The 24,745-nt window shown below is 36.1% G+C and carries 25 protein-coding genes and 1 riboswitch; of the genes, 9 read left to right on the forward strand and 16 right to left on the reverse strand.

What is annotated here, in order from left to right:
• Positions 1-26 precede the first annotated feature (26 nt).
• The 5 genes from asnB to PRVXH_RS09610 all read left to right on the forward strand — a co-directional run bounded on the left by asnB (position 27) and on the right by PRVXH_RS09610 (position 3,196).
• A complete protein-coding gene (asnB, locus tag PRVXH_RS09590) occupies positions 27-1,853 on the forward strand; it encodes an asparagine synthase (glutamine-hydrolyzing) (protein WP_353892559.1) in 1,827 nt (608 codons plus the stop codon).
• A gap of 69 nt (positions 1,854-1,922) precedes the next feature.
• On the forward strand, positions 1,923-2,150 hold the full coding sequence (locus PRVXH_RS09595; RefSeq protein WP_353892560.1) for a TM2 domain-containing protein: 228 nt from the start codon (positions 1,923-1,925) through the stop codon (positions 2,148-2,150).
• A gap of 164 nt (positions 2,151-2,314) precedes the next feature.
• Positions 2,315-2,527, forward strand: a complete 213-nt coding sequence (locus PRVXH_RS09600) for a TM2 domain-containing protein (RefSeq protein WP_353892561.1) — start codon at positions 2,315-2,317, stop codon at positions 2,525-2,527.
• Positions 2,528-2,688: 161 nt separating this feature from the next.
• Positions 2,689-2,898, forward strand: a complete 210-nt coding sequence (locus PRVXH_RS09605) for a TM2 domain-containing protein (RefSeq protein WP_353892562.1) — start codon at positions 2,689-2,691, stop codon at positions 2,896-2,898.
• A gap of 58 nt (positions 2,899-2,956) precedes the next feature.
• Positions 2,957-3,196, forward strand: coding sequence for a DUF2752 domain-containing protein (locus PRVXH_RS09610; protein ID WP_353894577.1), 240 nt, complete (start codon positions 2,957-2,959; stop codon positions 3,194-3,196).
• Between the two features lie 55 nt (positions 3,197-3,251).
• Here PRVXH_RS09610 and PRVXH_RS09615 read toward each other — a convergent pair whose 3' ends face one another.
• From PRVXH_RS09615 to PRVXH_RS09625, 3 genes are all read right to left on the reverse strand, one after another.
• Positions 3,252-4,610 (reverse strand): hypothetical protein, encoded by a 1,359-nt coding sequence (locus PRVXH_RS09615; protein ID WP_353892563.1) that lies wholly within the window; start codon positions 4,608-4,610, stop codon positions 3,252-3,254.
• A 174-nt stretch (positions 4,611-4,784) separates the two neighbouring features.
• Positions 4,785-5,465: a class I SAM-dependent methyltransferase gene (locus tag PRVXH_RS09620; RefSeq protein WP_353892564.1), complete on the reverse strand. Its 681-nt coding sequence runs from the start codon at positions 5,463-5,465 to the stop codon at positions 4,785-4,787.
• Positions 5,466-5,637: 172 nt separating this feature from the next.
• Positions 5,638-6,348, reverse strand: a complete 711-nt coding sequence (locus tag PRVXH_RS09625; protein ID WP_353892565.1) for a SurA N-terminal domain-containing protein — start codon at positions 6,346-6,348, stop codon at positions 5,638-5,640.
• Between the two features lie 242 nt (positions 6,349-6,590).
• Here PRVXH_RS09625 and PRVXH_RS09630 point away from each other — a divergent pair, with 242 nt between their 5' ends.
• On the forward strand, positions 6,591-8,261 hold the full coding sequence (locus PRVXH_RS09630) for a BCCT family transporter (RefSeq protein WP_353892566.1): 1,671 nt from the start codon (positions 6,591-6,593) through the stop codon (positions 8,259-8,261).
• Between the two features lie 110 nt (positions 8,262-8,371).
• Here PRVXH_RS09630 and PRVXH_RS09635 read toward each other — a convergent pair whose 3' ends face one another.
• The 7 genes from PRVXH_RS09635 to PRVXH_RS09665 all read right to left on the reverse strand — a co-directional run bounded on the left by PRVXH_RS09635 (position 8,372) and on the right by PRVXH_RS09665 (position 13,930).
• Positions 8,372-9,337, reverse strand: a complete 966-nt coding sequence (locus PRVXH_RS09635; RefSeq protein WP_353892567.1) for an acyl-CoA dehydratase activase — start codon at positions 9,335-9,337, stop codon at positions 8,372-8,374.
• Between the two features lie 16 nt (positions 9,338-9,353).
• The gene (locus tag PRVXH_RS09640; RefSeq protein WP_353892568.1) at positions 9,354-10,451 is read right to left on the reverse strand and encodes a 2-hydroxyacyl-CoA dehydratase; all 1,098 of its coding nucleotides are present in this window, start codon (positions 10,449-10,451) and stop codon (positions 9,354-9,356) included.
• A 3-nt stretch (positions 10,452-10,454) separates the two neighbouring features.
• Entirely contained in the window at positions 10,455-11,435 is a 981-nt protein-coding gene (locus tag PRVXH_RS09645; RefSeq protein ID WP_353892569.1) for an acyl-CoA dehydratase activase-related protein, read from the reverse strand.
• A gap of 208 nt (positions 11,436-11,643) precedes the next feature.
• On the reverse strand, positions 11,644-11,943 hold the full coding sequence (locus PRVXH_RS09650; RefSeq protein ID WP_353894578.1) for a YbjQ family protein: 300 nt from the start codon (positions 11,941-11,943) through the stop codon (positions 11,644-11,646).
• 98 nt (positions 11,944-12,041) lie between these two features.
• A complete protein-coding gene (locus tag PRVXH_RS09655) occupies positions 12,042-12,815 on the reverse strand; it encodes a hypothetical protein (RefSeq protein WP_353892570.1) in 774 nt (257 codons plus the stop codon).
• Positions 12,802-13,728, reverse strand: a complete 927-nt coding sequence (locus PRVXH_RS09660) for an ABC transporter ATP-binding protein (protein ID WP_353892571.1) — start codon at positions 13,726-13,728, stop codon at positions 12,802-12,804. The genes PRVXH_RS09655 and PRVXH_RS09660 overlap by 14 nt, the downstream gene beginning before the upstream one ends.
• Position 13,729: 1 nt before the next feature.
• Positions 13,730-13,930 (reverse strand): PLDc N-terminal domain-containing protein, encoded by a 201-nt coding sequence (locus PRVXH_RS09665; protein WP_353892572.1) that lies wholly within the window; start codon positions 13,928-13,930, stop codon positions 13,730-13,732.
• A 323-nt stretch (positions 13,931-14,253) separates the two neighbouring features.
• Positions 14,254-14,361: riboswitch (glycine riboswitch) on the forward strand.
• Between the two features lie 77 nt (positions 14,362-14,438).
• Between PRVXH_RS09665 and PRVXH_RS09670 the strand changes: the two genes are divergently transcribed.
• Both PRVXH_RS09670 and PRVXH_RS09675 read left to right on the forward strand, forming a co-directional pair.
• A complete protein-coding gene (locus PRVXH_RS09670) occupies positions 14,439-15,455 on the forward strand; it encodes a PTS sugar transporter subunit IIC (protein ID WP_353892573.1) in 1,017 nt (338 codons plus the stop codon).
• A gap of 50 nt (positions 15,456-15,505) precedes the next feature.
• Entirely contained in the window at positions 15,506-16,897 is a 1,392-nt protein-coding gene (locus PRVXH_RS09675) for an MATE family efflux transporter (protein WP_353892574.1), read from the forward strand.
• Between the two features lie 559 nt (positions 16,898-17,456).
• On the opposite strand, the gene PRVXH_RS09680 is transcribed toward PRVXH_RS09675, so the two are convergent.
• Together PRVXH_RS09680 and uvsE are read right to left on the reverse strand one after the other, a co-directional pair.
• Complete coding sequence (locus tag PRVXH_RS09680; protein ID WP_353892575.1) at positions 17,457-18,047, reverse strand: tetratricopeptide repeat protein; 591 nt, start codon at positions 18,045-18,047, stop codon at positions 17,457-17,459.
• 20 nt (positions 18,048-18,067) lie between these two features.
• A complete protein-coding gene (uvsE, locus tag PRVXH_RS09685; RefSeq protein ID WP_353892576.1) occupies positions 18,068-19,300 on the reverse strand; it encodes a UV DNA damage repair endonuclease UvsE in 1,233 nt (410 codons plus the stop codon).
• Positions 19,301-19,464: 164 nt separating this feature from the next.
• Here uvsE and PRVXH_RS09690 point away from each other — a divergent pair, with 164 nt between their 5' ends.
• Entirely contained in the window at positions 19,465-19,971 is a 507-nt protein-coding gene (locus tag PRVXH_RS09690) for a flavin reductase family protein (RefSeq protein WP_353892577.1), read from the forward strand.
• 175 nt (positions 19,972-20,146) lie between these two features.
• Here PRVXH_RS09690 and PRVXH_RS09695 read toward each other — a convergent pair whose 3' ends face one another.
• From PRVXH_RS09695 to trkA, 4 genes are all read right to left on the reverse strand, one after another.
• On the reverse strand, positions 20,147-20,362 hold the full coding sequence (locus PRVXH_RS09695) for a hypothetical protein (protein WP_353892578.1): 216 nt from the start codon (positions 20,360-20,362) through the stop codon (positions 20,147-20,149).
• 371 nt (positions 20,363-20,733) lie between these two features.
• Positions 20,734-21,348, reverse strand: coding sequence for a class I SAM-dependent methyltransferase (locus PRVXH_RS09700; RefSeq protein ID WP_353892579.1), 615 nt, complete (start codon positions 21,346-21,348; stop codon positions 20,734-20,736).
• Between the two features lie 49 nt (positions 21,349-21,397).
• Positions 21,398-22,837 carry a TrkH family potassium uptake protein gene (locus PRVXH_RS09705; RefSeq protein WP_353892580.1) on the reverse strand — a complete coding sequence of 480 codons (1,440 nt, stop codon included), beginning with the start codon at positions 22,835-22,837 and terminating at the stop codon, positions 21,398-21,400.
• On the reverse strand, positions 22,788-24,194 hold the full coding sequence (trkA, locus tag PRVXH_RS09710; RefSeq protein WP_353892581.1) for a Trk system potassium transporter TrkA: 1,407 nt from the start codon (positions 24,192-24,194) through the stop codon (positions 22,788-22,790). The genes PRVXH_RS09705 and trkA overlap by 50 nt, the downstream gene beginning before the upstream one ends.
• Positions 24,195-24,745 lie beyond the last annotated feature (551 nt).

Genomic DNA, 24,745 nt, shown 5'->3' on the forward strand with positions numbered 1-24,745 from the left:
TTAATTGTTTAGAAGGAGGTAGTTTTATGTGTGGGATAAACGGCCTGTATTTTTATAATCTTAGAGGAAAAGAAGCTGAAAGCTTGTTAAGAAATATGGCAAACACCATGATTCATCGTGGCCCAGATGATGAGGGATTCTTCTTAAATCAACGAGTGGGACTATCTTTTAGGCGTCTTTCTATAATTGATACTACAGGAGCTAGTCAGCCATTAACAAATGAGAGAGGTAATATAAAGCTAGTTTGTAACGGAGAAATATATAACTATAAAGAGCTGCGAAAAGAATTGTCGAATAAGGGTCATAAATTCTTTACGCAGGGAGATGCTGAGGTTATCATCCACTTATACGAAGAGCATGGAAAGGACTTAGTTAATCACCTTAGGGGGATGTTTTCATTTGTTCTTTATGACATCGAGAAAGATAAAATTATTGCATGTCGAGACCATTTTGGGATAAAACCCTTATATTATACATTAAACCAAGATAGGTTTGCGTGTTCTTCTGAACTAAAAAGTTTACTACTAACCATGCCTCAGAAAGAGTTAGATAAAGAAAGTCTTAGTTACTATCTCACATATCAATATGTCCCATTAGAGAAAACTATGATCAAGGACGTTTTCAAATTATTACCAGGTCATCGACTGATAATAGATAAAAATGGTATTACAAAGGAAAAGTATTGGTCTGCAGAGTTTTCTCCTAAAGATAAGCCAGTAGAGCAGTATAAAGACGAAATTTCCCATGTTATAGCACAGTCAGTAAAGGTTCATATGCAAAGTGACGTGCCTATAGGCGCTTTTCTATCTAGTGGCGTTGATTCAACTGCCATAGCTGCGCTAATGAGGCAGATTAAGAAAATCAATACTTTCTCTGTCGGTTTTGAAGGTTCCCAAAACGAGTGTGTTTACTCGTCTAAAACTAGCAAAGTTTTAGACACTGAGCATCATAAATGGATTATCAGCGAACAAGAATACTTTCAATCTATAAATGACTATATATGGTTTATAGATGATCCTGTAGCTGATCCTTCCGCCATTGCATTGTATTTAGTTTCAAAGTTAGCTTCTAAGCATGTAAAGGTTGTTCTATCCGGAGAAGGTGCAGACGAGTTTTTTGCTGGATACGGCATCTATAAAGAGCCACTAGCTCTGAAAAGATTCGACTTCGTTCCTAAGGGAATCAAAAAAGGTCTTAATAGAGCGATAAAACCTCTTTTCAAATTTCATGGTAAAAACTACCTATTAAGAGGAACTACAGAACTGTCAAACCGGTTTGTAGGCAACGCAAAAATCTTCGTTGATGACGTTAAAGATGTATTGATAGACCCACCCTCTACTTACGCTTCTCCTTTTGAACTAACTAAACCTTTTTACGAGACCTCCTCCCACTTAGACCCTGTTAAACAAATGCAAACTATAGATATAAACTTTTGGCTACCTGGTAACATCCTTACTAAGGCGGATAAAATGTCGATGGCTAATTCAATTGAGTTAAGAGTGCCATTTTTAGATATAGAAGTTTTTAAAGTTGCAAGTCAAATTCCCACTTCGCACTCTATAAACCCCAACACAACTAAAGCTATTTTAAGGGACGCATTAAAAAATGTAGTTCCAGAACATATAATTAACAGGCCCAAACTAGGATTCCCCGTCCCCCTCGCCCATTGGCTTAGAGGAAAAAGAGGTGAACATTGCATTAGCGTCATAAAGTCTAGCGGTTTAGAAAAGGTCATCAACTTAAACTATGTCCAAAAATTATATAACGACCACCTAAGTGGCAAAGCTAATAACGCTAGAAAAATTTGGACCTTGTACATTTTAGCTATGTGGCATAAAAAGTTTCTCTTATAAACCGTTAATACTTTCAAATATTTTAGAATATAAATTTAATAGTGAATATTAATTAGGGGGGGGAGATATATGTCAGCAAATCTAAAGTCTGAGAGAGACTTTTTGGTTACCTTACTATTAGCTATTTTTGTTGGCGGACTAGGAATTCATAGATTTTATGCTGGGAAAATAGGCACTGGATTTCTTATGCTTATTACTGCAGGTGGTTGTGGTATATGGTGGCTTATAGACATTATTCTTATTGCAACAGGTGGGTTTACAGATAATATAGGAAGACCGATTTCTAACAAGCCATAAGTTCATTAAAAAACCCAAGCAAGTAGCCGCACTTTACTTGTCTGGGTTTTTTGATTAAAATAATTCTCTCCAATTTCGACAGTTATTTGCAAATTTCTAAAAATCTCTTGGATTACTAGGTATTATGCGCTATAATTAAATTAGTAAAAATTAGGAGGGATAAAATGCAAGAACAAAAAAGTTTTTTAGTGGCTTTACTGTTATCAATTTTTGTAGGTTCTTTAGGGGTTCACAGATTTTATGTAGGTAAAATCGGAACAGGAATCTTAATGCTTATTACATTAGGTGGTTGTGGTATTTGGACTTTAATCGATATTATTATGATTGCAACTGGTAGCTTCACTGACAGCGAAGGTCGTCCGCTAGCTAAAGACTAATGTAAATGGTTTATACATATTTTGCTTGTTTATCCATCAGTTTCCAGCTATAATTATTATACTTTCATTCTGTTTATAAGCAATCAAAATATGCTGTTAAAAAAAGGAGATGTAACATCTCCTTTTTTTAATCCATTTAACCTTTACGGGAGGTAATTTTTATGTCGGAAAAGAATTTTCTAGTCACTTTATTACTTGCTATATTAATCGGAGAGCTTGGTATTCATAGATTTTATGCCGGTAAAATAGGAACAGGACTACTGATGCTTTTTACTCTTGGGGGTTGTGGTATCTGGTGGATCATAGATATTATAATTGTTGCCACCGGTAACTTTAAAGATAGCAAAGGCCTTTCAATTGTTAACTATTAAAGGTGAGCGTCGAGACCACCTCAAGTTTATCTTCTTTGTGTCCGTCCCCATCTTGTTTATGGTTATTCCGTCTAAACTAGTAGAAGGTGTCGGTTCTTTGTGCCTGTTCAATAATTTGCTCGGTTACGAATGCTGGGGCTGCGGTTTAACAAGAGCGTTTTCCAACTTTTTTAACTTTAATTTTAGCCAGGCTTTTAGCTATAATAAAGGAATAATATTTATCATACCGCTAATGGCGTTTTTGTGGATTCACTATGTTTACTACTATGTTAAAAAATATATATTTAACAAAAGATAAAGTAAAACTTCAATCAGTAGCGGTCTTACAGCTAGTTAACCGGCGATAAAAAAGGTCAGCTTCTCAAACTATGAGACGCTGACCTTTTTATTCTGATAACTTTTTTGTATTTTACTGAAGTAAGTAATAGGAAGCCATTTTCGCACATTTCTCCAACCACCATAGCCGTTCCACCGACAATTCCAGGATTTGATGGAGAAATAAACGTCAATATTGTTACAGTTGTAATTAATCCTATTATATTTAAGGATTTACCGTATGTTACATACTTTGTCTGCTTTGCATACATAAAAATTCCCCATAAGAACTGCCTGCATGCAACTAAGGTTGGCAATACCACCATAATCTTCAGTACATCCACTGCATTTATCGCTACTTCATGACTTACACCCATAACCTCAACTAAAACAGTATATCCTAGCGGAGTATAACATAATAACACCATTATCGAAGTTAATATCGCCGCCATTATTATCGCAAATTTCCCTATATCTTTTATGCGTTGCCTATAATTATCGCCATTTAAAAAGTTTAATGGAACCTGATGAAACATCTGTAATACGCTTACAAATATCACCCCTAACCCCCACGCAACTGCATATGAACTTATAGCCACTTGAGGGTTGTCAGTCCGTGCTAAACCTGCATTTATAGTTGGTTTTGAAACTGTCCTAAATATAGCAGTAGTAAAAAGTGGCAAAAAGAAACTTAAAATCATTGGAAAGTTTAATTCAGCTTGCTTTCTAGCTGAAGTTAGCGGTGCGTTGGCTATCTTTTTAGTCACTTCCCCTATTTTCAGCCTTATCACTGTATAGATGGTAGCACCTTCGCAGAGTATTACAAAAGCAAACATCGCACCCACTAACACTCCACCATTGATCGTTGCAGGCAGGTATTCAATAACTACCACTAATAAATAGACCATTGCAACCCTTATAAAAGTCGAAAGGGTTATTACTGGTGTTAGTTTAAATTTAATCGCCACACCTTGCATGAATTCTCTAAAAGCAACAAAGATAGGAACAAAAATAAATACCTTTAAAATATCTATTGTAGGTTCCATTATCTCCTGCTCTATTCCCATTACATATTCAAGTAACAACCTCGCCCCACCTGAGTGAACCACTAAAGTAAAAGTGCAAAATACAACCAGTAATAAAATTTTTATAAACCTTCTTACCATCCGATAACTTTGTTCATCATGTACTAAAGCAGCTACTGTCTGTTTAGTCATGTTAACTGGGCTTTGAAATATTTGCATAACACTTTTTGCAACTGCAAAAGCAGAAATGTATATTTCTGACGAAGGCAGCTTTGCTAGTGCTGTGTTAAATAAGGTGTGAGTTGTACTTATTAGCATTTGGGTTAAGCCTAGTGGAATAAAAAAACTAAACTGTTCCCATAAGCTTATCATGGTTTTATTATCAACTGTATGATTAACTCTGTGTTTAGCCGGATTAGAGATGGCGCTCTCCCCCTGTTAAAACGCGAATTTTGTCCATTGCTATAATATTATTATAATTTATAAAACATCAACACTCAACAGGAGAAAACAGCCGTAATAGCTTACATAGTGGTAGTAGACTTTCTAATACTTAACCATATTCTTTTTTATTCCGATTCCTGGTTTTTCCGCTACTATAAATATCCTGTCACTTTCTTTTTTTACTGGCTCCCCTTTAAAGTTTTTAAAGGAAAACAAAATTTCAAACCCAACCTCTTCTAGTATTTCAACAACTTGCTGATGTTCATAAGGTTTTTGTATATGCAGCTCCCACTGACCATCATAGAATTCAAAAGAGGTATGTGCAAGGTTTGTGTTAGTATCATATTGCATTTTATGGTCGTAGTATCCACCTGGCAGTATCCTTCTTATTTCAAAGTTGTTATTATTTTTATATGCTTTCTCTGTATTAAAATCAAAGATAAACCTACCCTTTGGATTTAGATGCTTATAAGCAGAACTAAACATTTTTTTTAGATCTGATTCATTAAGTAAGTAGTTGACTGAATCAAATGCACATGTAACAACGCTAAATCTTTTGTCCAAATTAGGATTTAGCATATTAGCAAGCTCAAAACGAACTCCTCTTAAAGAATTCTTTTTTAGTTTAGCAATTTCTATCATCTCACTAGACATATCAATACCAGTGACGTCGTAACCATTCTTGGCTAAGTTTATAGCCAAGCTTCCAGTACCACATGCTAAATCTAATATGCTGCCGTCATTATCATCTGGCATAAACTTAATAACCAACTCGGAAAACATTTGTGCAAATGACCCCCAATAGGTATCATAAATAGTACTTAAAATCTGATAATTTCGCGCGATTTTTGTACACCTCCTTTTTAATTAATATTCTAAAATTTTATACAATATCCTGCAAATTATACATAAAAGCATAAAAAAAGGTAAGGCATAATGAATGCCTTACCTTTTTTTAAAACTCTACTTTTACTTCTACGTCGCTGTCAGCTCTTAAATCTTCTATAAAATCTTGGACTTTTAAACCAACTTGCTCATCCATAAGTTGTTCTTCTATTACCATAGCAATCTCGTCAAAACCTGGAATCTCTTCCATCCCTTGAGCTTCCATCATCTCCACTTGTTGGTCATAAACTTCTTTCATATCTTCTTTAGAAACAGAAATAGCATCAAAGTCGATGTTTTTTTCTAGATACTCTTCTTGGACTAAATCTTGGACTAACAGTTCTTTGTACTCATCAATAGATAAGTCAAGCTGTTCTTCTATTACTTTTTCAAATTCATCTTTGTCTCCACCAAATTCACCTTCAATAACCATGCTCATAAATTCGTCTAGCTCACCTTGGACTGAATCCTTGGTTACTCCTTGATCAGCAGCTCCCTGGTTGATTAGTTCTACGCTGATAAGCTGATCTAAAATCTGTTGTTGAACTTGTGGTTTAAATTCCTTAAATTGTGGATCATCCTTTAAAGCATCAAGATCGTGACCTTGCTGCTGAAGCCCCAAAAGATATTGCTCAAATTCAGCCTCAAAGTCCTCTTTACTGATTTCTTCACCATTAACTAAAGCAAGAACTTCTGGCAAATCATCGCTGCCGCTTCCGCAACCAACTATAATTGCCCCCATTAACGCAAATACTAAAAATACAGATATTTTTTTAAACACCAGTAACCCTCCTAAAATATTCGTTGAATGCTATTTTACTAAACCCGGTTAACTTTGTCAAACTACGATATATTAAGAAAACTAGGTTATACCTTTATGTAAAATTTAACAAAAAACCTATAGATTAGAATTGCGTTTATTTGGCAAAATTAATAAAAGCAGTATCAATAATATTTAACATCATTTTTTTAGAAGTTACTTGTCGTTAAGTTTATACTACAAAACAAAAAGCAGGTGATTTAATGGCGGAAGACAAAAGTAAAGATATTCATGACGATATCAGTAAGGAGGAGCTAGAGGATAAGCTGTTCGGAAGAAACTTTGTAAAATATGGACTTGATTTGAATCCAGTTGTTTCAATCGGAGCAGGGGTTTTTGTGCTTATATTCGCACTATATGCTCTTTTTAACCTAGAGCATGCTAATGAGATGTTTAATATAGTTAATAATGCTATAATCCAAAATGCCGATTGGGTGTTCATATTGGGAAGCAACTTTTTCATTATAGTGTCACTATACTTTGCCTTCTCCAAATTAGGTAACGTTAGAATTGGCGGAGTTCATAGTAAGCCTGAGTTTTCAAATTTTGCTTGGTTTTCTATGTTACTTTCTGCTGGTATGGGAATCGGTCTTATGTTCTGGGCGGTAGGAGAGCCATTGTACCATTCACAAATTACGCCTCCTATTTTTATTGGTGAGGCAGACGGTGCCACTACAGCTTTGGCAGCTACATTTTTCCACTGGGGATTACACCCTTGGGGTATATATGCCTTGATATCCTTAGCTTTGGCCTTTTTCGCTTACAATAAAAACTTACCCCTTTCCTTAAGGTCAGTTTTTTATCCGTTGCTAGGCGATAAAGTTTTTGGCATTGTAGGCGATCTAATTGATACTCTAGCCGTTCTAGCTTGTTTATTCGGTTTGGCTACCTCCTTAGGTTTAGGTGCTCAGCAGGTCAATAGCGGCCTCAATTATTTAATAGGGATTGACGTTAACGTCACAGTTCAAGTGCTATTAATAGCTGGGATAACTGGTATAGCTGTGATTTCTGTGGTCTCAGGAATCGATAAAGGAGTTAAGTTTTTATCACAGTTAAATATCCAAATAGCTTTTGTGGTAATGTTAATTGTGTTGATATTGGGCCCAACCGGTTTTATCATTCGGATGTTTGCCAATTCATTAGGGCTATACCTAAATGATTTTGTGCAATCGTCTTTCTTTATCTCCGTTGGAGATAAGGTTTGGCAGGGTGACTGGTCGGTATTTTACTTAGCATGGTGGATATCTTGGTCTCCTTTTGTCGGGATGTTTATCGCCCGTATCTCCCGAGGTAGAACTATCAGGGAGTTCGTATTGGCAGTTTTGCTGGTACCATCCTTACTCTCTTTTTTATGGTTATCTGTGTTCGGAAGCACAGCTATTCATTTAAACGCAATAAATGACGGTGCCCTTTTTGAAGTTGTCCAAGACGATCTACCAGTTGCTTTGTTTGAAATGATTAACCTCCTACCGATACCACTTTTAGAAGGGATTTTAAGAATTGGCATCTCAGGTTTGGCCACTGTGCTGATTATCTCCTTCTTTGTAACCTCTAGTGACTCCGGTTCTTTAGTAGTGGATAACATCACATCGGGAGGCAAATTAGACTCGCCGGTGCCTCAAAGAGTATTTTGGGCCTGTATGGAAGGTTTAGTTGCAGCTGTCCTTCTCCTTATTGGTGGAGAGGCAGCCTTAAACGCACTTCAAACAGCAGTTATAAGCACAGGGCTTCCCTTTGCTATACTGCTAACTATCATGAGTATTTCTTTACTCAAAAGTTTACAGGTCTCTCACCAAAGGCAAAAATCAATTAGAGATGTAAGGCACTTTAAAAACATACGCAGAAAACTGGACAGAGAAAAAAGCAAAAAATAAAGGCGCAAAAAAATCGCATGGTAGTTTACGTATATACAAATACGTGACCACCATGCGATCTTTTTTTGCAACAACGGTGCTTATGAACCGAAAGCTGTTTAAAAGTGCTTTTAAACAGCAGCCTTGCTACTATACTTTCCACACCTATCCTGCCACATTGCCACTACTCTTCCTTCTAATTCTACCTTTATTACTTCGCAGAAATTAGAGCAGTCGTTGCACTTAAAGGTTGATGGTGTAAACTCGAGGTCTGATGATTCAAAGCCTCTAAAGTTTGTCTGGTTATTTTCTGTTGAGACATAATCTTTTGCTAAAATGGCTGAGCCTATAGCTCCCATTATGTCGTAATGCTTTGGCACTATAACTTCATGATCGATTTCTTTTTCAAAAGCTGCTTTTATACCTTCGTTAGCAGCGACACCACCTTGAAACACAAAGGGCGGCTTAAGCTTTTTACCTCTACCTAGGTTGTTGATATAGTTTCTGACTAGAGCTTGGCAAAGGCCATTTATAATTTCAGCTTTAGAAAAACCGTATTGCTGCTTTGCGATCATGTCTGACTCTGCAAAAACAGTACATCTTCCGGCAATTCTTACATCTCGTGCGGCTTTTAAAGCAAGTGACCCAAACTCCTCGATGGGAACTCCTAACCTTTCTGCTTGATGGTCCAAAAATGAGCCTGTGCCCGCGGCACAAACGGTGTTCATGGCAAAATCTGTAACCATCTGATCTTCTATAACTATAATCTTAGAGTCTTGCCCTCCGATTTCAAATATCGTTTTAACATCAGAAACTGCATTAGATGTGGCAGTTGCATGTGCAGTGATTTCGTTTTTAACAACGTCAGCTCCAACCATTATTCCAACTAGCTGCCTTCCACTACCTGTGGTGCCAACGCCACAAATTTTTACTCCTTTATCTAGTCTGTTTGAGATTTCTTTTAATCCTTTTTTTACAGTTTCAATGGGTTGACCATTTGTCCTAGCATAAAGAGAGTGCATAACTTCGTTATTTGAATCTATAATTACGATATTTGTACTTACTGAACCTATATCTATACCCATATAAGCCTTCATTAAAATCCCTCCATTGTTATGAGATTTTCTTGTTTTTTCTACCTTTTATTAAATCCACAAAAGCCTCTACTCTTGTTAAAGTATTAGCAACTCCTGTTTGTTCGTCTATAGATAAGCTAAGTACAGGGATATTTAACTCATCTGATATTTTGGGAATGATGCTTTGTGATACTAGCTCTGGCAAGCACCCAAAAGGCATTAGATGGACCACCCCATCAAAGCCCCTTTGTTGGTAATCCACTATATGACCTACAGACTGGCGGGCATGTCCGCCTATATTTATAGGAATATATTGCTCCCCTAGCTCCACAATTTTCTTTTCATGGGTTTTATTAATTAACGGCATCTTTGAAAGAGTGGAGTAACAAACCCAATCATACAGGTATTGAGAGCGTTCTACCTCCACCCCTAGGTTTCCTAACATTTCTTCCATCCTTATATTTATGGTTGGTTCCATCACAACATAAATTTCTCCTACAATACCTATCCGCAATCTTTTGTGATCTTTGACCTCTTTAACATCTATGTTGTCTAGCATAACCATTGCCTGAATATAAGCTTTTTCCATCTCTTTTTTGGTGTAAGCTCCATCAAATAAAATTTGTATCTCTTCCCATACCTTGGTGGTTTGTCCTACTGTTTTTTCATACGCACGTATTTTTTGAGCTTTTTTTTCAAGGTCATCTAATTTCTTAATCATATAAAAAACAGTGTTTAAAGAGGTCAGAGCCTTTATAAGCGAGCTGTCACCTTTAACTTTTTTTACATTTTGCAAAAAGTTTTTTAAATCTCTGTAGGGAGAGTTAAATACTATAAAGTCTGCGTCAAAGCCTTCTTCTTCTAATAATCTTTTGTGAACCTTCTCATAAAACCCAGCTCTACAAGGCCCATGGCCACCCGATGTCACTAAGGTGTCAGCTCCTTTTTCTATCGCTTCTATATAGCTACCTGTTATCACCTTGAGGGGAAAACAGGCAAATTCTGGACTATATTTAACACCTAAGTCAATTGTTCTCTGACTGGGCTTAGGGGGCATTACTACCTCATTTCCTAAAAGTTCTAGTAACTTCTTATAAATTACAGTAGTCCCCATATAAGGAAAAGCTACTTTCATAATCTAAGCACCTCTTTTATCCTTTTTTCTAATTATCATGTCAACAAATGCCTCAACCCTTGTTTGTAAATGGTTTTCTCCTGAATGCTCATCGATTCGAACTGTCATAAAAGGCTTTTTATATTTTTCCGACTCATACTCCAAAATTTTACCTAACATAGCGTCGGGACCACAGCCAAAGGCAGTAACGTGTATTATCCCATCCACTTCTGGGTGCTCATAAAATCTATAGCCAGCACTGAAAAGGCGGTTGCTAAAAGTCCAAAATAAGTCTTTATCCATATGAGAAATCCTTTGATTAAGAAGTGTTTCCTCCTCCATTTCAAATGTTTTTACATTCACACCCATTTCTCTAAACTTTGTAAGAATATCCATGCTTACATATGGATCATACAAATTATATACGTACCCTAACACTCCTAAAGTGATGTTCTTCTGTCCTTTTAACACTCTCTCTTTTTTACCAAAGATTATATCCATAGCTTCAGTTGCTAAAAATCCTTTTTTACACAAGCTTCTAAATTCAAGCCAACTAGCTTCTGCTTTTTTTAACGCCTTATTGTGTACTTGTCGAGAAATGCCTAGCTGTTTTGCCACTTCTTTAAACCCTTTTGCATTTGCTATGTTATCTGTTTTTGTTTTTATGGTAGGCATAACCAATTTATTTTCAACCCCATCAAAATAGTGTCTAATCAGATCCGGTAGTCCCATAAACTTAGGACAAAAATATTTTCCCTTTTCGATGGATTCGAACCTTGGCACAAATATGTAATCAACTTCTTGCTCTAATAGATTAACTACATGCCCCATAAAAATTTTTATAGGCACACAAATTTCTGGCACAGAATGTTTAACCCCTTGATCTACTATTTCTTTTGTTGTAGATGAACTAGTTATAACCTCAAACCCCATTTGTTCGAAATATACTTTCCAGAAAGGATAGTAGTACCAATGCAGTAGTCCTTGAGGTATTCCAATCTTCAAGTTGTATCCCCCCATTACTAAATTATAAATTATTTAAATCCACTTTAAAGTAGGAAAAAAATCCTTAAATATAACATTTCAACAAAAAACTTAATTTTCCTTCATAATATTTACTTATAAGCAGCGACAAAGGACATAGCAGTTGTATATTTTATGTAACTAGTCTTGTCCTAATCAATTAAAAACCCACCTACCGGTGAGTTTTAACTTAGTCTAAAAATTTTACTGCAGTTCCATAAACAATTATTTCCGATATCCCTTCACCTACAGCTGATGAAGAATATCGTAAATCTATTACTGCGTCAGCTCCTAATTGCCTTGCTTTTTGCTCCATTTGCTCTAAGGCAGATGTTCTTGCTTTTTCCATCATCTCCTCATATTCAGAGACATTACCACCTACCATCTTCCTAAGTCCTGCCATGATATCCTTACCTAAGTGCACCGCTCTCACTTTAGATCCCTGAACTAATCCTAACTCTTGGTACTCCCTCTTTGAACTAGATGTCATTAATAACAACTAAATCCCTCCTTGTTGTATTTAATACCACTTATTACCAGATGCCATCTGCCTGCCAGATTCCTAACTAACCACAGCAAATAAGAGTATCAAGCTACTTCAGTAACCTTTAGCCTTCTTATTGCCAAGTAGTTAAGCAGTATGATTAACAAAAGGGCACAGCTTATAGTAACCCATATATCAGCATCCCAAATTACCGCACCGTTAAAACCTTGATAAGATTTTTCAATAAGGTTGTAGGGTAAAATTCTTTCTAAAGCGGGAACTCTGTGAAACATAGGGGTTAAAAAGTTTATTGCCAATGTTATTACTCCGGGAATAATACTTGTTTTAAAAATGCTTCCTAAAAAAATTAGAAGTGAAACTGTAACAGCAAAGTAAAGGGCGTAAAGACCTGTACTTGAAACTATATTTACCAATTCTATACTTCCTTCTTCAAAAAGTATAAATACATATAGGATGTTTATTAAAACACTAAAAACTATAGCGATAGTAACAACGACTGTATAGTGAACTGCCTTTGCTAGAACAAGCCCAGTTGCACTGATGTTTTTGGTAAAGGGAAGCATTAGGCTTTTTTGCTTTCTTTCCGCTGCAACAACACCCATAAATAAAAACACCACAAGTAGGTTACCTACTGAGAATAGATCCTGGAAAAAGCTTAATACAGCTGTGGACCTATCCATCTGCATTGCTTGTAAAAGCTCAGGTGGCAGCTCGCCTTCTAGCAGGGTCGGTAACAACCTTAATAAAACTGTATTTATAATCCCCCACACAATAAGTCCTAGAAAAAGTATTAAGTATTTATAACGCCTAATCGATTCTAGCACTTCTTTTTTTAAATAAGTTTTAAAGGTCGCCATTTTTGCTCACCATCCCTATAAATATATCTTCTAAAGTTTTTTTGCGAATTTTATAGCTAGTGATAGTTACAGGAGTCTTTACTAGCTCTTTTAAAAGCGCATCTTTGGCTAGGTCAAAATCGCTTACATATACTGATATGCCATTTTTTTGGCTTTCTACTTTTGTACTCCATGACATTTTTTCAAGTTCTTTTTTTGCTGTCTGTACATCACCTTCTAACTCTATATCGAAAATCGGCTGCAGGTGAGATTTTTGCAACTCTTCTAGGCTAGAGTTTAATAATATTTTCCCTTCATGAAGTATGCTTACCTCGTCACAAACCCTTTCAACATCACTTAATATGTGAGAAGATAAAAACACAGTCATATCTTCATGCTTGGCATTCTCAATCATTTCAACCATTTCTAGCCTTCCTTCAGGATCTAAAGCAGAGGTAGGTTCGTCTAAAATCAAAAGTTTAGGATGGTTATATAAAGCTACTGCCAAGCCTAACCTCTGACGCATCCCCCTAGAAAAACCGCCAATTTTCCTGTTACGAGCATCTGTTAGCTTTACTAGCTCTAACAATTCATTGGTTCTACTTTTTACTTTTTGAGTTGGATAACTGCTTAAATTCCCAATAAATTTCAAGTATTGCTCTGCGCTCATATATTCATAAAAAACTGGATTCTCCGGAAGATAACCTATGTATTGCATAAGATCTTTTTTGTTATCTTTTAATTCCTTGCCATATATTTTCACGTTCCCTCCGTTATGATCAATCAACCCTGATACTATGTTCATTGTTGTAGACTTTCCAGCACCGTTTCTTCCTAAAAAGCCAAAAACTTTTCCTTCTTCTACTTTAAAATCGATAGCTTTCAGTACTTCTAATCTCCCATAGCTCTTTTTTAGGTTATTTACACTTAACATATTAGTACCTCCGTTTTCCCACAAGTAAAAATGCTGCCCACCCAAAGTTTACAAGTAATATTATACATAGCCATGCTATTTGATTTAAGTTTCTGCTTCCTTCTTTAACTAGTTTAATTACACAGTAAATTCTTAGCACTAGCTCTATAAGTAAAAAAGGAAGAGCTAGTAAAAAAATCTGAAGTATCGATAATTCCCCCACAGTATTCCCCTCCTCTTTTTTTTGCTAATATAATTGTACCTTTAAAAGCTATTGTTGTCACTTTAATATTATTAAAATATTTTTAATAATATTAACTTTGAGGCAGAGCTTTTCGTTTTTAAAAGTAACAGTTTTGTAAATAAAATATTGTTGCCATATGCAATAATAATATATATAATTAAAATTAATAACAAATCAAACAAAATTAAATACATGTGGAGGAATGTTACCTGAAAGGTCTGCTCTGCAGACGCCGAAGGAGAAAGAATAAAGCAAGCGCTAAAGGGCTTTATTTGAAACTTTCAGGCAAAAGGACGGTAACAGGACACAGCTCTGGAGAGACTATATATCATTTATGATATATAGCACCGAAGAAGCAACCTGTCTTACAGGCAGGGTAAACTTTCAGGTTAAAGGACAGAGAGCTATTTAGCATAGTTATTGCTATGCGAAAATAGTTCTCTTTTTTATTTGCCTTAAAACAAAAAACCTAGAGGAGGAATTTTACATGGAAACAATTATTGGTTTATCGTTACTTGTCTTTGCGCTATCACTTTTTTCTATTTTTAGCCTTAAAGCACCAATGGGCAAGGAGGCTATGGGTGCCTTAGCTGGAACGGCAATTGCTACTTTTTTGGTGGAGGCTGTTCACAATTATATAAGCGGCGACTTGTTCGGGATCGGTTTTTTACAAGAAGTTGGCGTATCTGCTGGTAGTCTAAGCGGTACTATAGCAGCTATATTGGTGCCTATTAAAATGGGGGTTAATCCTATTTTTGCCGTGGTTTCTGGGGCTGCTTTGTTAGAAATTGGCATCATCCCAGGCTTTGTTGCTGGTTATTTAGTTGGACTTATTGCACCAAAACTTGAAGAAAAACTTCCTAGTGGGGTAAGCACTATTATAGGAGCGTTAGTGCTAGCACCTTTTAGCAGACTGGTAGCTGTCGTTACTGTACCAGTTGTGGATGCCACATTATTAAATATAGGTGATATGATCGTAATTGCGTCAGAGCAGTCTCCAATTATTATGGGCTTTTTCCTAGGTGGAATTATAAAAGTTATCTGCTCATCGCCTCTAAGCTCGATGGCGTTAACAGCTATGCTAGGTTTACAAGGTCTAGCTATGGGTATTGCATCAATAGCTAGCTTTTCTGGAGCTTTTGCTAACGGTATTTTGTTTAAAAGACTAAAGTTTGGTGATAACAGTAATGTAGTAGCTGTTATGTTAGAACCTCTTACTCAAGCTCATATTATAACTACGCACCCTATCCCTATTTATTTAACTAACTTCTTAGGTGGTGGGTTTGGAGGGCTTATAGCTGTCTATTTTGGTATTGTATCGAACGCACCTGGAACAGCTTCGCCTATACCGGGTATGCTGGCTCCTTTTGCATTTAATGCACCGGTGTCTGTGATTTCAGCTTTAGTGTTAGCTGTTGGTGGTGGGCTTTTAGGTGGGTATATCGGTTCCACAGTTTACCTATTAGCAACAAGGAGAGTAAGCCTTAAGCCAAAAATCAACTAAACTAGACAGCCCCCCCATGAAATGATATATTTAAATAATTGAAATGTCGTATGACTGGAGGGAATAGTATCAAAGTTAAAAATAGCAGTCGTTTAGGTACAGACCCGATATTACCACTTTTATTTAAACTCTCTCTTCCTGGGATTGTCGCCATGGGGGTGCAAGCCTTTTATAATGTGGTGGATAGTTACTTTGTGGCACAGATTAGTGAGGAGGCTATCGCTGCACTTTCTATAGCCTTTCCGTTACACATCCTTCTTATAGCTTTAGCAGTGGGAACAGGAGTGGGTACAAGTTCTCTAATTTCTAGAATGTTAGGTAAAGATGATAACGATAAAGCTGTGGCAGTAGCAGAGCATGTCATTATTATTTCTATCATTTACGGGGCGTTGATCTTTTTGTTAGGGTTATTCTTCCCGCAAAGTTTCATAAATCTGTTTACAACCGACCCGTTAATATCTGCTTACGCTATGCAATATATTAGAGTGATTTTAATAGGTTCCCTTCCTTTATTTTTAAGCTTTTTAACAAGTGATATTTTAAGAGGGCAGGGTAACACATTTACACCAATGTTAGCTATGATTGCTGGAGCAGTTACTAACATTTTGTTAGACCCTATCTTAATTTTTGGATTAGGTCCAATTCCTTCTTTGGAGGTTTTAGGTGCAGCCATAGCAACAGTTATTAGTAAGATGGTTACCTGCGCCATCGTCGTATATATTTTGTTTAAAGGGAAAAATGAAGTTCAACCTAGGTTTAAAAACAAGTTTAAATTTGATAAAAGTATCGTTAAAAATATTTATGCAGTGGGATTACCTGCAACCGTTATGCAAATGTTAGCTTCTATCATGATCGTTGGAATAAATATGATTGTGGGAGGCATAAATGAGCTAGGCCTCGCTGCTACTGGTATATACTTTAGGGTACAATCCTTTATATTTATGCCTGTTTTTGGTGTTTCGCAAGGATATATACCGTTAGTAGGTTATAATTTTAGCAACGGCGATATCAAAAGAGTTAAAAAGACAATTTTTTATGGTCTGGCAGCAGGGTTCTTTTTTACCTTTCTAGGTTTTGTTGCTTTTCAGTTATTCCCTCACTTAATTGTTAGGCCATTTGTAGATAATAAGGAGCTAATGACGATAACTACAACGGCATTTAAAAACATTAGTATTGCCTTTCCGATTATAGGTCCTGCTATCATAGGAGCAACTACATTCCAAGCTATTGGACGGGGAATACCGTCTTTAACATTATCATTTTTAAGGCAGATTGTTCTGCTACTCCCTATAGCTTATCTACTGTCATTTACAGGCTCTATCAGCGCAGTTTGGTATGCCTTTCCCATATCTGAGTTTTTAACTTCTATACTTATGGTTACTTGGTTAACTACAACTTTAAAGAAAGAATTTGCACATATAAGAGCTAAAGTAAAACAATAAAGTAAACGGTTCCAATCATCAAATTTTGATGATTGGAACCGTTTACTTTATATCTAGTGTTTGCCGCGAAAACGTATAAACTTGCTTATGCTGGGTCTGGGAGCAAATGTTTTGTATCGAAGCACCACAGTGTTCCTGCAGAAATTGTTATGGAATAAAAATGAAATACTAGGATACGTCGATAGTTTGACCACTTACTGAAGGGTTTGTCATTTAGTGGCAGGGCGTATTGTAGGAGTAGTGAGAAGTGGGAAGTTAGAAGTGGGATCCATTTGGTAACCATATAAGGAGACCCAAATGGCCAGACTGCTTAGAAGTGCCTAGATTCTAGGCTCAGTTGATGGACCAGGGCGGGAGCGTATCTTCTAATACGTGACTGATCTGGGCTAGCAATTGCAACAACGAAGATGGGTGCTGATAAGCTGTCTGACTACCACTACTCGTTAAACTGCTATGGTGCCAAGTGCAAAGCTGTATTATGCAAAAATGAACACCCTAAATGAGTGTTCATTTTATACTTTATATTTACTTTGCATATGCTGTATAGCTTTAAAGAATATTAGTCCTGTTTTAGCTTTACTTCAATAATTTCCGCATATTCAGCAAACGCTTTCTTTTCTTCCTCGCTAACTTCTTCATGCTCACTTAACTTAACAAACTGTTCTTTTGCGCTTTGGTACTTGCCAATGTTAAACAAAATCACTGCATAGTTATGCATAACCTCAGGATTTTCCGGTTCTAACAGATAAGCCCTAGACATTATCTCTTCACTTTCATCATACTTTCCAAGCTCGTAATACAAAAAGCTCTTTTCAAGTAAAATTTCTATTTTATCTTCATCGGTAAGCTTTAGCGCAGTTTGGTAGTTTTTAATTGCCTTATCTAAATATTTCTCCGCCCTGTTATAGTTATCCTCAGAAATATAAAAGTTTGCTGCGCTACTTTTTAACCTGGCCATATCGATTAAGGCTTGATAATCTTCACTGTCATTTTCATATCTCTTTTGTAGCTCGTCTAATTGATCTTGATAAGCCATTTGGGGGCTTGTGGAACCTAAAAGACCTATAGTTGGTGGCGCTATAACTCCCCCTATCATAATTGACACAACTATTATCCCTATAATTTTATATACTTTTTTATTTTTTCCCATTAACTAACCCTCCTATTATTTTAGTAGCAAAAGAAGTAAGACTGTTTAAGATATTCATCGTTATATTTTTTCGTAAGTTTCCATAAATTTCGCTTAATTTTTTTAATGTCTTTTTGTTCCAAAAGCTCAAAGAACTTTTGTTTTTCTTGGAAAGTTGCCTTTTTCTTAAAATAGCCCCAGATATGTTCCGCGGCATTTCTAAATGAGTTATAGTCTGTCTCCATAAACAACGCTTTATCAACTACCTTATAAAATTGTAGGATTTTTTCATCGCTATTTATTAGCTTGCTGCACTGTTTATATAAAGAGTAGTCTTTTTCCATAACAGAATATTTATAAAATGCCCAGATAGTTGTACGGTGTTTTGTGGAAAGCTCTGGCTTTAGGGAGTTAACACACTTTAGAGCAGATAGTTCTTTATCTTTTACTTCTAACATTATATCCATGTCAAAAGAACTATAAAGCCGGTAAAACTTCATAAAACTCTCGATATCTACAGTTAAAGAATGAGAGCCACGGCTTTTACCTTCAGCTTGATTGGAGTAATGGATTTTAGGGCTGCCATCATTTTCACCCCATGTCTTTAAAGCCTTTCTAAGCCAGTACTTTTCACTTCCCTCTTTAGGGTGATTGCACTGGTGGTGTAAAATATCAAAAACAACTGGAATGTCGAGATGTTTAGCAGCTGATAAAGTGTCAGCAATATCGTAGCTTTTATCATCATTTTCTAACACTAAACGATTTAAGACTTGCTCTGGCAATTTTTCTAGGTTTGCTTTTAATCTAGCTAGGGATTTATTTTTGTCACCATATACGCCACCACAATGTAGGACAATTTTATGCTGATAATCTAACCCCATAGAGTCTAACAGTTGACAGTGGTAACTAAGATCATCAATTGACTTTTTAACAACCTGATTTTTAGGGGAGTTAATGACGGTATATTGTCCCGGGTGCATGGATACTCTGATCCCGTTTTGCTTTATATAGTTGCCTAATTCTAAAAGCTTATCTTTAAACTTGCGTTGCCACTTTAAATCATTATTAGGATGACTGCCAAACGGTATTATATCAGAACTTATTCGAAACATAAAAATATCATGTTCTATGTTCCACTTTAAAATTTTCCCCAAATCCTCTAGATTATTATAAACGGCGTCAAAAAACCGTTCTTCGGATAAATTAGACAGGCGAAACCCTCTATTTATCCTTGCATCAAAAGAAAAAGGTACACAGGCATACCCTATTTTCATTGAAATCACCTCTATTATTATAACGTTAATATTATATCAAGTATATAAACAGAGTACAAACATTAGAAAAAAGTAATATTTCTAGTTTTTTTTGCTATTTAGTTTATTTTTTTAAGTTTGTGTAATAGAATTTATATAAACAATCTTTTAAGGAGTTGATAGCTTTGATTAAAGAAGTTAACTACACTCAATATTTAACTGAAATGACGGAGCAACTGCCCAAGGGAGCCTTTGTAACTACTAAATATGGTGACCAGATTAACACTATGACTATTGGTTGGGGATCAGTTGGTGTATTTTGGGGTAAGCCAATCTTTACTGTTGCAGTTAGGTACTCACGCTTTACTTATGAGCTACTAGAAAAATCAGGCGAGTTTACTATTAGTGTTCCACTTAAAACAAACCTTAAGGATGAATTAGCTTTTTGTGGAACAAAATCGGGAAGAGACTATAATAAGTTCGAGCATCTTTCTTTAGATGCTATCGAAGGGCAAAAGGTTAATGTGCCGGTAATCGGTCAATGTGACCTCCATTATGAGTGCAAAGTTGTATATCAGCAAGCCATGGAGCCAGGTTTAGTTCACTGGGATATTAAGCCTCGCTACTACCCTAAAGCTAATTATCACATTATGTACTATGGTGAAATTGTATCTAGTTATCTAATAGAGTAGTAGTGGGAAGTGAGAGGTCGGAAGTTGGTAAAGTGCATTTAAGATGGGGATGGCGAGTCAACCCCTATGAGGTGTGAAAAGATCAGTTCCCGCAATATAGTTAAAGGTTGCCGTTAAAAGCGGCAACCTTTTTTTGCTTAATTAAGATAAAGTTAACGTGTTGTATGTTATTTTTCTATCCAAAGCTATGGTAAATCGCCATCAACACAAAAAAAATTATTATTATAAGACCTATCAGTGCCCCCCATTTGCGAAACTGAATAATATCTTCATCATCTTCAATTGGTTCTTTACTCCATGAAAAAGTTGTGTCTTCAGGATTTCGAAATATCCAAAGAAGAATCAAGGATACAGGTATAGTGATAATAATAAATATAATTATCTGTCCCACTATGGCCCCTCCCCTCTCATATGTATTATAATTGGGTTTTATCAGAATTTTTTTTATTGTCAATACATTATATTAGGATATTAAACACTAGGCTAGTAGCCAGTTTACCGTTTTGTGCTTTTTCTAATTTTAGGTTCTATATATGGGTGTGCCTAAGTTCTTAGGACCCAAATTTGTAAGACTGCTTAAAAGTGCCTATATTTGAGGCGCGTAAAAAATCCAACACCGGAGCGTATATTAATACGTGAGGATGTTGGATTTTTATAGCAACAAAGAAGATAGGTGCTTTTTAGTAGTCTTACTTACCCAGGAGCGTATAAAAGTAATACGTGAGGAGACTGGGCTATTTTCGCAACAAAGAAGATGAGTGCTTATAAGCAGCCTGACGGTTTTTTACATACTGCTAGCATTAAAAAATACCTAATCCCATCTTGAGGCTTTTCTATTCTTTTCCCCCATTGATAGAACATGTCTAGGTCGCTAAATTTGCTTAGTACTTCTACAAATTCCTCCTCTTTGTATTGATGAACATGAAACTCGTTCCCACATGACTTGCCTTTGCCTTTGCCGAAAGAAGTGGATATTAAGAGAGTTCCTCCTGGGCGCAGCATTTTATACAAATTATTTACAAAGATGTCGTCGCCATAAAAATGCTCTATGGTTTCAAAGCTAACTATAGTATCAAATACACCTAGCTTTTCCGGTAGCTGCTTATCTAAGCAATCTCCAGTAAGGTAAGAAGCTGTTGGGTGATTGTAGTGTTTTTTAGCATAATCTATACTTTCATGGGAGATATCTACCCCCACATATTCGTTCACTTTTTTTGTTATAACGTATGAGCTGCCATATCCAACACCGCAGGCTATGTCTAACACTCTGCCTTGGCAATATTTTTGGGCAAATTTATATCGCTGAATATGTTCTATTAGAAGCCCATTTGTTTCTTTCATTTTTTTTGGTATAACACGTTCTTGAGTTAATTCCAAGGTTAGCCTCCTTTTTACTATACCCTAATCTAAATCTTTGCTTTTTTATTTACTTATCCTTCCAAAAACTTGGCATAAGCAATATAAAGACTGTGAATAGTTCTAGCCTACCGAATAACATCAATAAGGAAAACAACATTTTGCTAGCTGCACTAAAATGGCTATAAGTTTGTGCAGGCCCAACTAATTCAAATCCTGGACCGATGTTACCTAGGCTTGCTGCTACAGAACTAAAGGAGCTAACTAGTCCGATACCTTCTAGGGATATCAACAGCGTACCGGCTACAAGCAAAAGAAGATACAAGAAAAAAAAGCTGGTTACACTGGCGGTAACATCTGGAGATATTGACCTGTTGTTAATTTTAACAGGTATATAGGCGTTGGGGTGTAAAATCTTCTGAATTTCTCTTTTTACCAATTTACCTAAAATAAGCAATCGAATAACTTTAATTCCACCAGCTGTGGAACCGGCAGACCCTCCCACAAACATCAGTGAAAACAAAATCGCTTTGCTAAAGGTAGGCCATGCGTCGAAATCTGCAGTGTCATACCCTGTGGTGGTGATAATAGCCCCCACCTGAAACCCAGCGTATCTAATTGACTCAGTAAGGGACTGATATACCGTCCCATTTAAGCTAATAGTAAGAAGAATAATTGCAACTAAAATTATAGAAAGATATAGCTTAAGCTCTGAATTTTTTATCACCTGTTTGAATCTACCTTTATAAATATCATAGTATAGTGAAAAATTAACTCCCGAAGCTATCATAAAAACTGCAATTATAATTTGAACGTTAACATTAAATGCGCCGATACTATCATTTCTTGTGGAAAACCCTCCAGTTCCAACAGTGCCAAAGGTGTGAACAAGGGCATCATATAAAGACAACCCCGCCATGTATAGCAAAGATGTTTGTAATACAGTCATACCCAAATAAACTGTATAAAGAATTTTAGCAGTACTTTTCATTTTAGGGGTTATTTTATCAGCTACCGGTCCAGGGCTTTCAGCTTTAAAGATTTGAAAACCTCCCACTCCAATTGCTGGTAATATCGCTAATGTTAGCACTAATATCCCCATCCCACCCAGCCAATGGGTAAGTGATCTCCAAAAAAGTATCCCTTTAGGCAGCACTTCAATATCATCTATAATAGTTGCTCCTGTAGTGGTAAGCCCAGATACAGTTTCAAAAAAAGCGTCCACAAACGAAGGAATACTACCTGAAATATAAAAGGGGAGCGCTCCAAAAAATGATACCAGCACCCAACCCCCTGCTACTATAGTCAAACCTTCTTTTGCTCTAAGCCTACCTGAAGATTTGAAGAATTTAACCATAGGAAGTGCAACCACTAACAAAGCTAATATCGAAAGGATAAAAGGCATGATGTCCTCTTGATAGTACCATGCGATACCTAGTGGAAAAGCTAGGAGTGCTGCCTCAAATAGAAGTAGACTTCCTAGGACCTTTAATACTACCCCAAAGTTCATTTAGTAAGCCCCCCTTATCTTTAGAGAAAAACCTATTTAAAGTTTGTTCCTCCGACTGTAAACAAAATACTATAACTCGATCACCTGGGTAAATAACAGAATCGCCATTTGGAATCATTACTTTCCCTTTATGCACTATGGAACCAATAATAATTCCGCTAGGCAGCGGCAAGTCAGCTAATCTTTTACCTACAATTTTTGTGCCTGACTCAGCGATAATTTCTAAAACTTCAGCTTGCCCTCCCAATAATAACGAGATAGATACAACCCTACCCCCTTGAATAAACCTTAGAATTTCACTTGCTGTTATTAGGACAGGATTGAGTGCTAAATCTATCCCCAGCTTTTCAATTATTGGGATATAATTAGGTCTGCTAACTTTTGCAATAACCTTTTCCACACCATACTGCTTAGCTAAAAGAGCGAGCAGTAGATTTTCTTCATCAAAGCCTGTAACCGAAATCAAAGTATCCATTTCAGATATATTTTCTTCATTTAATAGGTTAATATCTGCACCATCTCCGTGGATAACCAACACATTACTAAGCTCGTCTGCTAGGTATTTGCATCTGTCTTTATCGCTTTCGATAATCTTTACTCCTACCCCATTTTGACTTAATTTTCTAGCAAGGTGATAGCCAGCCTTACCTCCACCAATAATTAACGCTTTCTTTACCGTTTTGCGCTTGATAGGAGCTCCGCAATTTTCCGAAAACTCATTTATGCTTTCTTTGTTGCCCATAACATAAATGACATCTTTATCTTCGACTTTTGTATCCCCGTATGGAATTATAATTTCGCCATCCCTAGATATAGCTACTATTAACATCGATCTAGGAATATCTAATTCTTTAAGTTTTTTCCCAGTAACTCCCTTTAGCTTTTCCACACGAAAGTCCACCATACTAACCTTGCCCATTGCAAAGTCTTCCATGTGAATAGCATGGCCCTTAAGTAAGTACTTGGCAATCTCCTTAGCTGTCCCCAGCTCAGGATTAACTATATAATCAATTCCCATTTCCTTTTTAATAAACGCTAATTGGTTGGCATATTCGGGGTTTCTAATTCTAGCAACAGATTTTTTACAGCCTAGCTTTTTGGCTGTAGAACCAACTAGCATGTTAGTTTCATCATTACTGGTTACCGCAATCACTAGGTCGGTACTTTTAATATTTAGTTGTTTTAACGCATCTAACTGTACCCCATTAGCTTTGATAGTTAACACATCTAATGAATTGTTTATGCGATCAAGAGCTTTTTGGATAACATCAATCACTATAACATCCCTTTCACCTTGTGCAAAAGATTCTGCTAGCTTGTATCCCAGCTTACCTGCTCCAATAATTATAACTCTCATTATTCTTCCCTTCCTTTCAAGGTTAAAGCATTTGCTAAAACCATTTATCCGACTATTTTCAAATATTATATTAAACTGCCTATGGCTTCTTTAATGCAGGAATAATTATTTTAACAGTACAGTGCTTAATTTTCAATCATTAGTTTACTTTAGTTTTCAGCATTTCAAAAAGTTTACTCTTTACCATAGAAAAAGACTAAGTCCCCCTCTAAAGGGACTTAACATTATACTATCATATGTTCGTTGTTTTTTGTACATTAGTTTGTTCTATGTCAAAAATCTTAACTTTGCTTTTTGTTTGACTTTTCTGCCAATCCGATATATATTTATAATATAATCTTTTTTAAAGGAGCTTTGTCTAAAAAAATATGTTCATTAAGTGTTCTTAATATCTCACCAAATTAAATAACTGGCAAAAAAGCGAACTAACTACAGGATATCTATGCCCTTTTTGCCTTTTGTTTATAGATAAAAGAACACATGCCATGAACATATCATTAATGCTTATTTTTGCTGTGCCTTGGGCTCAGCTGTAATTTTAAGCTGTAATG

It is taken from the genome of Proteinivorax hydrogeniformans (assembly GCF_040515995.1).
GTDB lineage: Bacteria > Bacillota > Proteinivoracia > Proteinivoracales > Proteinivoracaceae > Proteinivorax > Proteinivorax hydrogeniformans.

Bases quoted from the DNA above. Each gene is read 5' to 3' on its own strand.
- asnB (WP_353892559.1), top strand. From the start codon at position 27: ATGTGTGGGATAAACGGCCTGTATTTTTATAATCTTAGAGGAAAAGAA.
- PRVXH_RS09595 (WP_353892560.1), top strand. From the start codon at position 1,923: ATGTCAGCAAATCTAAAGTCTGAGAGAGACTTTTTGGTTACCTTACTA.
- PRVXH_RS09600 (WP_353892561.1), top strand. From the start codon at position 2,315: ATGCAAGAACAAAAAAGTTTTTTAGTGGCTTTACTGTTATCAATTTTT.
- PRVXH_RS09605 (WP_353892562.1), top strand. From the start codon at position 2,689: ATGTCGGAAAAGAATTTTCTAGTCACTTTATTACTTGCTATATTAATC.
- PRVXH_RS09610 (WP_353894577.1), top strand. From the start codon at position 2,957: ATGGTTATTCCGTCTAAACTAGTAGAAGGTGTCGGTTCTTTGTGCCTG.
- PRVXH_RS09615 (WP_353892563.1), bottom strand. From the start codon at position 4,610: ATGATAAGCTTATGGGAACAGTTTAGTTTTTTTATTCCACTAGGCTTA.
- PRVXH_RS09620 (WP_353892564.1), bottom strand. From the start codon at position 5,465: ATGTTTTCCGAGTTGGTTATTAAGTTTATGCCAGATGATAATGACGGC.
- PRVXH_RS09630 (WP_353892566.1), top strand. From the start codon at position 6,591: ATGGCGGAAGACAAAAGTAAAGATATTCATGACGATATCAGTAAGGAG.
- PRVXH_RS09635 (WP_353892567.1), bottom strand. From the start codon at position 9,337: ATGAAGGCTTATATGGGTATAGATATAGGTTCAGTAAGTACAAATATC.
- PRVXH_RS09640 (WP_353892568.1), bottom strand. From the start codon at position 10,451: ATGAAAGTAGCTTTTCCTTATATGGGGACTACTGTAATTTATAAGAAG.
- PRVXH_RS09650 (WP_353894578.1), bottom strand. From the start codon at position 11,943: ATGACATCTAGTTCAAAGAGGGAGTACCAAGAGTTAGGATTAGTTCAG.
- PRVXH_RS09655 (WP_353892570.1), bottom strand. From the start codon at position 12,815: ATGGCGACCTTTAAAACTTATTTAAAAAAAGAAGTGCTAGAATCGATT.
- PRVXH_RS09660 (WP_353892571.1), bottom strand. From the start codon at position 13,728: ATGTTAAGTGTAAATAACCTAAAAAAGAGCTATGGGAGATTAGAAGTA.
- PRVXH_RS09670 (WP_353892573.1), top strand. From the start codon at position 14,439: ATGGAAACAATTATTGGTTTATCGTTACTTGTCTTTGCGCTATCACTT.
- PRVXH_RS09675 (WP_353892574.1), top strand. From the start codon at position 15,506: ATGACTGGAGGGAATAGTATCAAAGTTAAAAATAGCAGTCGTTTAGGT.
- PRVXH_RS09680 (WP_353892575.1), bottom strand. From the start codon at position 18,047: ATGGGAAAAAATAAAAAAGTATATAAAATTATAGGGATAATAGTTGTG.
- uvsE (WP_353892576.1), bottom strand. From the start codon at position 19,300: ATGAAAATAGGGTATGCCTGTGTACCTTTTTCTTTTGATGCAAGGATA.
- PRVXH_RS09705 (WP_353892580.1), bottom strand. From the start codon at position 22,837: ATGAACTTTGGGGTAGTATTAAAGGTCCTAGGAAGTCTACTTCTATTT.
- trkA (WP_353892581.1), bottom strand. From the start codon at position 24,194: ATGAGAGTTATAATTATTGGAGCAGGTAAGCTGGGATACAAGCTAGCA.